The organism is Dyadobacter psychrotolerans (assembly GCF_004349265.1).
Lineage (GTDB): Bacteria > Bacteroidota > Bacteroidia > Cytophagales > Spirosomataceae > Dyadobacter > Dyadobacter psychrotolerans.
On record NZ_SMFL01000024.1, the window covers coordinates 61,438 to 69,383 of the forward strand.

Sequence of the window (7,946 nt, forward strand, 5' to 3'; positions counted from 1 at the left end):
AATCTGAGGATCACATCTCATCGTGCACTCTTACTCAAAAGAATAGTGACAATCAAAATTATTAAAGGCCATTTAGACATCAATTAAACGTATATAGACTTTATACTTAGCATTATTTCGCTTAAATCCACAGTTCCCTGGTAAACGAAAAATTCAACTACGATCTCACTCCTGCTGGATTTTATCAGTATTACATCTATCGAAATAGGTATCCTCAGGTCAAATGGAATATCAGTTGCAGGCAGTTCCCTAAAATCATATGTATTAGCTTTCCAAAAATGCGCTGCGAATACTGACATTGTTGCATTCAAGACATCATGCAGCGGTAAGATGTTGACTTCCTGAATTCTCTCTATTTCCATAGATAACTCGAAATCATCCATGCGTTTTAAGTAGCATGAAAATGGGACGGAGTCTGATATACTTCGAAATATTGCCTCATCAAAGACCATTTTATTATTCAGATATTCGAGTGAATACTTATTCATTTTTAGCTCGTGTTGGAAGCGTATTCAGATTTTGAAACAATGCCATAACGCTTAAATCAATTTCGGTACCAATTACTGTATTTTAATCTTTTACTGATATAGAAATGAGCTATTCCGACAATAAATTGACGCGATATGCATCTTGATTAGGTCCTAGCCCGCCGCATGACCATCTTGTTGGAAAGCACCAATTCGTTGCCCGCCAAGCTAAGATTTTTGAGCGCCCGGCGATAATTTTCATAAGACTGCCCGCCGCATTCGTGTGTGGGGAGCTGCAAATCAAAATACGTTGAAAGTTACCTGGCGAATCTAAAGCTGGTGAGCGAGCAGGATTTAAATCTGAGGCGGGGCTTGCTGAAAGGGCCTGTTCAATCTCGGGACCATCATCAGGTCTTATCTCTTTCACAGCCGGATCTGTTCCGCCTGCAAATAATTTTGAGCGATTTCCTTTTAAAACTAAGGTATGCTCCCTCAGAAGAATCTGAAAGCCCATTTGCCCAAAATAATCCAAGCCACTATTCGCTGTCACACGGGATTCTTGATTTCGGTAATGTAGACGGGGCATGTCCTGTAAGCGGGATAAGCTGCTCAACGTGGCATTTATACTTCACGAAATCACTGTCTGCTATATCGGCGGTCAGCAGAATGACATCAGCTTTAAATTAAGTGCCTGCCACAGTTTAAGTACGTTGAGCCACAGTTGTAGCTGAAATTACTCTTAAGGCAAAAATCAAGTTTTAACCTGTCTCACCTTATAGAAAAATATTTTTTCAGAGCGACAATATAAGCCGCAGCTGTCTTTTATCGTTACTTTAAAAATAAAAATCGAGAATCTGAGGCCTTTGTAATCGATGAATTTTCCAGCTGATAGATGATGCGTAAAAAGTCCTGGCAACCATGTATTTATTGACGCAATTCTATGCATTAAATAAAGCTAAAGCTCAATGGAATCAAAAGAATACTACAATATTATCGATGATCTTCGGAATCAATCTGGAATTTACCAAGCTGACTCTGCTTTCACTTGAAAAGAAAATGCCATTTTTGTAAGATACTACGATGTGCAAAGGAAAAATCGCTAAGCTTCATGACAAGGACATTAAATTCCTCTCCTCCGTACGGAAGGCAGGGTACTCGGTCTGATCAAGATCTTATATAAAGGTCTAATGTTTAGCATTTTGTTCGATATAAATTTAAAAAAAGTCAATCGTACAAATACAATGAATATCTTAAAAAGACAAAAAACGCTTATCGTCCTGGCTTTGCTGGGGATTATTGGCGGCTGTAACAAAGGCGAACAGGAATCGGCAAGCTCGCCCGTCAATGTTGCTGTCTGGCAGGCCGGCCTACCAGACCATACAAAAGACCCCTTGAATTACATAGGGACTGTAACCGCTGGCAAAGCAATAGACCTCAGTTTCCAGGTAAGCGGTACGGTCACCTCCTTTCCTGTACTAGAGGGGCAGTACGTAACCAAAGGACAGTTGATTGCCGCTGTTGATGAAACGGTTTACCAAACACAGTACCAGGCTCAGGCGGCACAGCTAAGACTGGCAAAAGAAAATTATGAACGCATATCCGAAGTGTTCCGGAAAGGAAGTATTGCCGAAATACGCATGCTGGAAGCACGCTCGCAATATGAACAAGCCGACGCAGCAGCCCGGGCAACCTATCAGAATGTTGCCCATACCAAAATCCATGCACCGGTCAGTGGGTATATCGGAGCAAAACTTCTAGATGCAGGTGCTACCGCCGGGCCTGGTGTGACCATTGCCAAATTATTGGACATATCCTCGGTCAATGTAGATGTGCCCGTGCCGGAAGCCGAAATCGGCAAGTATCCCAAAGGAACCCAGGCAACGGTCAGGATTGCCGCACTGCAAAACCGGGCGCTTAAAGGGATAGTAGACCAGACCGCGGCAATTGCCACGGCCGGCAGCCCGAACTACACGGTCAAAATTAAGCTTCCTAATGCAGATAGGTCCGTAAAACCAGGCATGGCTTGCAATGTATTTTTTTCAAACAAGTTAAAAACTACAGCTGGGCAGGCGACAAACAACCTAGTCATACCCATTGAAGCGGTACAGGTCGATGAACAGGGAAAACGATTTGTATATGTGGCCGATACTTTGGCAAACAAGGCGGCAAGAAAACAGGTGACCGTTGGCAATTTGTCCAATGATGGGATAGCGATCACCTCAGGGCTTTCCGGCAATGAAAAGATCATCACCTCCGGAATCCATAAGATTACAGACTCTACCTCTATTAATATTGTTAACCCATAATCGCCCGTGATGAGCAATAAATCGAACAACACTATTGTTGAATGGGCGATGCGCTATAATGCGTTTCCAAAGACATTGGCTGCTGTATTTTTCGTTGTGGGGATTTACGCCCTAGTTAATATGCCGCGAAACGAATTCCCTGAATTCACCATCCGGCAGGGGATCATTATCGGTGCATACCCCGGCGCTTCCAGTGAACAGGTGGAGCAGCAATTGACAAAAAAAATCGAAGAGTACCTTTTTTCATTCAATGAAGTCAACAAGTCAAAAACGTACTCGTATTCCAAGGATGGGATGATGTATGTTTTTGTAGAAGTGGCCGACAATGTTAACGATAGCGATACCAAGGCATTCTGGAATAAAATCAAAAATGGCGTGTTGGTACTGAAAGCGCAAATGCCCAGGGAGGTGCTGGGTATCCTGGTGAACAGTGATTTTGGCAGTACTTCTGCGGTACTGCTGGCGGTAGAATCCAAAACGCGGCCCTATAAAAGCCTGCAACAAAACGTGGAGGATATAGAGGAAGGCCTGCGCCAGGTGAAAAGCCTGGCCAAGATCACCCGAGTGGGAAACCAGAATGAGCAGGTCGGCATCTATGTTGACAACAACAAGCTTATCCAATACGGTATCACATCGGGCTCGCTGATGCAGGCACTTCAAAAGGAAGGGGCGATCACTGTTGCGGGTACCATTCAGGGGCGGATTCTGGACAGGCCCATTTATCTTACTTCTTTCTATAAAACAGAAGCAGACATTGCAAACCAGATCATTAAAAGCAGCGATGGCAGTATCATCCGCCTGCGCGACATCGCCTCGATCCGCCGGGAATATGATGAGCCCGAGTCGTATGTGACGGCAAACGGCACCAAGAGCATTGTCATTTCGATGGAAATGGTTGCCGGAAAAAATATTGTGCATTTTGGGGAAGACCTGGATGAAAAGCTGTCAGCCATACAAAAGACACTTCCCTCGGATATCAAACTGACTAAACTGGCAAACCAGCCGGCAGTGGTGAGCGAATCCATCAGCCATTTTATGAAGGAATTTGGGTTTGCGTTGCTTGGCGTCGTGATCGTAGCACTTATCTTTCTGCCGTTCCGGGTGGCTTCTGTAGCTGCCGCAACGATACCGATTACCATTGCGGCCACATTAGCATTGATGCATATGTTCGGGCTGGAACTGAATACTGTGACATTAGCGGCACTCATCATTGTCCTGGGCATTGTAGTTGACGACCCCATCGTAGTTATAGACAACCATGTCGAAAAACTCGATCACGGCATGGGGGTCTGGGATTCAGCAAGGCAAAGCGCCACGGAGCTGTTCCCGTCGGTTTTTACGGCCACGCTCGCTATTGGGGCTACTTTTGCCCCTCTAATGTTCTTTATGACAGGCGTGGCTGCCGACTTCATAAGTGTCTTTCCGCTGACGATCGTCATCGCGCTAACGCTTTCGTTGATCATTTCGATGCTCCTTGTTCCCCACTTTAACACCCTATTCATCAAAAGGGGATTACATAATAAAGACAAGAAAGATGGTAAAAAATCGATGCTGGATCGATTGCAGGATTTCTTTGACAAACACATTTCGAATGCAGTAGGCCATCCTGCCATCACCGTGGTGCTGGGGATACTGTCTATTGTTGTTGGGGTAGGCTTGATGGCCAGGCTACCACAGCAACTGTTCCCCAAGGTGGAACGTAACCAATTTTCTGTCGAGATATATCTTCCTAATGGGTATAGCCTTGGGCAAACCGACAGCGTGGTCAAGAAGATGGAAAAGATCATGGCCGCCGACGCGCGGATACTAACTTATACAAGCTTTATAGGTACAGCTTCCCCCCGTTTCCATACTGTATATGCGCCGAACCTTCCAGCTAGGAACTATGCCCAGATACTGATCAATACGACCTCGGAAAAAACAACAGAAGATATACTTTCCGAATACCAAAAAAAATATAGTGACCAATTTCCGTCAGCGTATGTAAGGCTAAAGCAGCTGAACATGGTCACTGCACCTGCCCCGATAGAGGTGCGGATAGCCGGTAACGACATCGCAGAATTAAAGAAAACAGCCAGGTCTATCAAACAGATTGCAGCAAAGCAAAAGAGCATCACCTGGGTACGGACTGATTATGAGCAGATGCAGAAGAGTATCCGCCTAGATGTTAAAACAGACGAGGCAGCCAGGATGGGTCTTAGCAAGGAAGATATTGCAAACGTAGTAGCCATGAACATGCAGGGCTTGCTTGCAACCCAGATTTGGGAGAACGGTTATGCGCTGGATGTAAAGGTTAAAACCAACAAAAGTGTGCGGAGTGAAATCAGCGAGCTAGCTGGTCTGAGTGTGCCAGTACAGCAATCCCAGACCATTGTGCCGCTGAGACAGGTTGCCGACATTGCCGCGGATTGGCACCAGGGACAGATCGTACGCCGCAATGGTGTTCGTACGCTGACTGTGCGGATGGATGTAGAGCAGGGGGCTGTGGCCGGTCGGCTGTTTGAAGAAATGCGCCCGGATATCGAGAAAATTAAGCTGGCAGAAGGAGGTACCATTTCCTATGGTGGGGAATATGAATTGCAGCAGGAAAACATGCTCCCGATGGGCGGCTCCCTGCTGGTGAGTGTGATAATTATTTTTTTGATCCTAGTATGGCACTTCAAGCACCTGAAACATGCGCTGCTCAGCCTTACCACAATGCCGCTCAGTATTCTGGGTGCTTCTTTTGGGTTGATGCTGATGCAGTATCCCTTCGGTTTTACTTCATTCATCGGCCTGCTGGCATTGTGCGGCATTGTCGTTCGTAACGGTATTATATTGATCGATTTTGCCGAAGAACTTCGTCTAAAGGACGGATTCTCTGTAAAAGAAGCAGCAGTGCATGCCGCCGGGAGAAGGATGCGGCCGATCTTTCTGACATCCACTGCGGCAGCGGTGGGGGTAATCCCAATGATTGCCAGCCGGTCTTCCTTATGGGGGCCTTTGGGCACGGTAATCTGTTTTGGACTGTTGGTTTCCATGCTATTGACCCTATTTGTCTTGCCAACACTGTACCTGCTTTTCTTTCGCGGGGAAGACCATAAACAGGTTCAAACAGAAGGATCCAACACACCACTCTAAAATAACGAGAATGAAAAAAATAAGCTTCATATTTCTTTTGATATCCTGCCAGCTGGCATCACAGGGATATGCCCAAACCAGGGTATTGCGCCTGGAAGAAAGTAAACAATCCGCCGTCGAATACAGTATGATATTAAAGAATAGCGAACTGCAAATCGAGTCGGCAAAGGCAGATATAATGTCCGCAAAATCGGCATACTACCCTTCTATAAGTTTGAATGGCGTTGGTATATATGGTTTTAAAGACCTGGTAGGCGCGATACCGCCACTACTGGAGCAGAGCGTCGGAAACCTGTACCTGTTCAGTGCGGGGGCTACACAGCCCATTTACGTGGGAGGGAAAATCAAGGTGGGTAACCAGCTTGCGGCCCTGCAGCTGGAAGTTGCCAGGATCAGGGCAAAACAATCTACTGATTCTGTTTTGCTGGTCACTGAACAAAAATACTGGAACCTGGTCAATTTCCAAGAGCAGACAAAGGTAATCCATGCGAATGAAAAAATGCTTGACGCTATCTTGAAGCAGCAGAATGATATGCTAACATCGGGTCTTATCGCCCGTAATGATATGCTCAAGGTAAAGGTGCAGCGCAGCAAACTACTTCTCAATAAAACAAAGCTGGAAAGCGGTCACAAGCTAGCCTTACTTGATTTTTGTATGTATACAGGCGTTGCCTTCAGCGATTCTCTGCTCATGCAGGATACACTTGCCGGGGTTGAAAAAACACCTCTTCTATTGGCTCCCGACATTTCGCTGGAAGTAAATAGTACGTATGTTCTAATAAAAAAACGCCTTGAAAGCGAGAAACTGAAGACAAAATTAGCCAGGGGAGAATATCTGCCTACAGTATCAATAGGTGTAAATGCGGCCCAGTTTGGAGGTATCAGCAACGGGCTTGGCAGTAAGTTTATCCCCATTTCGATGGCAACCGTGCAGGTACCTATTTCAGACTGGTGGGGTAAGGGAAAGCAAAAGCTCAAACAGCGGCAGCTAAGTGAGCAAATAGCGCAGAATCAGTTTAAGGATGTGGAAAGCCAGCTCCTAGTCGGAATTACAAAAGCATGGTACGATATGTCAGATGCGCTCAAAGAAATTGGTTTTGCCCAGGAAAACTTTCAGCAGGCCCAGGAAAACCTGAAAGTAAGCCAGGACAATTATGCAAGTGGACTTGTTGGTATCACTGAGCTGATTGATGCCCAGGCTTTATACCAACAGGCCAACAGCGAACTTGTAAATTCTCTGGCTAATTTCAGGAGTAAGCAGGCCAGCTATTATTTTTTGACCGGTAAGCACACTAATTAGATTCTGTGTTGGTAACCTATAAAATTTCAATTTTTTATATCTTTGTTATTGAAGGCGGTCCAGAGCCAGCCAGTATAGCATGTTTATGCCTTTTGCGCTGACATGCTATTTTTTTGCTCTGCCTTTTTGCTCTCGTATGATTTATCATAGCTCACTTTATTCTTAAATAGCGTGTAGGTCAATTCCAATAATTTCCTCTGAACGGCTATCAAGCCCTTCATCTTAATACCCTGTTTACTAACGATTCTTACATACATATCTTTAAAATTATCATCCCATTTTACTGCGCTCATTGATGGTAAATACATGGCCTTCCTTAGACTCCGGTTCCCTTTTTTGGATATCCGTGGTTTGCCTTTCACGGAAGTACCGGATTGCTTTTCTTTGACATCAAAGCCGGCATAACTTGTGAGTTGCTTCTTATTTCGTATCAATTCAAAACCGTTTGTTTCTGCGTAAGCATCCTATGAACCACATATTTCTTAAGAGAAACGTGGTTTTTACTTTTGACTTAAAAACCAATCAAAATGGATCAGTCGGAAGAGATGTTCAAATTAGTAAGGGAATGGCGTAAAAGTGGGCTAACCCAGAGTGAATTTTGCAAGCCACATGGCATCACGGTAGCCAAATTTGGTTACTGGGCGGGAAAAGAAAAGTTGGCCGCGCGGTTGCCTGTCGAAAAGGTAGGTGGCTTTGTTCAGATATCAGGCCAACAATCCGCATCAAATGATTCTTGCCAGATTGTCTACCCAA

6 protein-coding genes and 1 pseudogene are annotated in these 7,946 nt (G+C 45.0%); 4 read left to right on the top strand and 3 right to left on the bottom strand.

Features of this window, described 5'->3' with window-relative positions; all coding sequences use genetic code 11:
* Nucleotides 1-83: 83 nt before the first annotated feature.
* Nucleotides 84-488, bottom strand: coding sequence for a hypothetical protein (locus tag E0F88_RS32290; RefSeq protein WP_131962730.1), 405 nt, complete (start codon nucleotides 486-488; stop codon nucleotides 84-86).
* Between the two features lie 109 nt (nucleotides 489-597).
* Nucleotides 598-1,017 (bottom strand): hypothetical protein, encoded by a 420-nt coding sequence (locus E0F88_RS32295; RefSeq protein ID WP_131962732.1) that lies wholly within the window; start codon nucleotides 1,015-1,017, stop codon nucleotides 598-600.
* Nucleotides 1,018-1,708: 691 nt separating this feature from the next.
* Here E0F88_RS32295 and E0F88_RS32300 point away from each other — a divergent pair.
* Genes E0F88_RS32300 through E0F88_RS32310 form a run of 3 tightly spaced genes read left to right on the top strand, consistent with a single transcriptional unit; the run spans nucleotide 1,709 to nucleotide 7,193 of the window.
* On the top strand, nucleotides 1,709-2,773 hold the full coding sequence (locus E0F88_RS32300) for an efflux RND transporter periplasmic adaptor subunit (RefSeq protein ID WP_165940222.1): 1,065 nt from the start codon (nucleotides 1,709-1,711) through the stop codon (nucleotides 2,771-2,773).
* Nucleotides 2,774-2,782: 9 nt separating this feature from the next.
* Nucleotides 2,783-5,893 (top strand): efflux RND transporter permease subunit, encoded by a 3,111-nt coding sequence (locus E0F88_RS32305; RefSeq protein ID WP_131962736.1) that lies wholly within the window; start codon nucleotides 2,783-2,785, stop codon nucleotides 5,891-5,893.
* Nucleotides 5,894-5,903: 10 nt separating this feature from the next.
* Nucleotides 5,904-7,193, top strand: coding sequence for a TolC family protein (locus E0F88_RS32310; RefSeq protein WP_131962738.1), 1,290 nt, complete (start codon nucleotides 5,904-5,906; stop codon nucleotides 7,191-7,193).
* 83 nt (nucleotides 7,194-7,276) lie between these two features.
* Here the strand turns inward: E0F88_RS32310 and E0F88_RS32315 are convergent.
* Nucleotides 7,277-7,636, bottom strand: a pseudogene (locus E0F88_RS32315) (transposase); the annotation flags it as partial.
* An 84-nt stretch (nucleotides 7,637-7,720) separates the two neighbouring features.
* Here E0F88_RS32315 and tnpA point away from each other — a divergent pair.
* The coding region (gene tnpA / locus E0F88_RS32320) for an IS66 family insertion sequence element accessory protein TnpA (protein WP_131959853.1) at nucleotides 7,721-7,946 on the top strand (226 nt) is incomplete at its 3' end.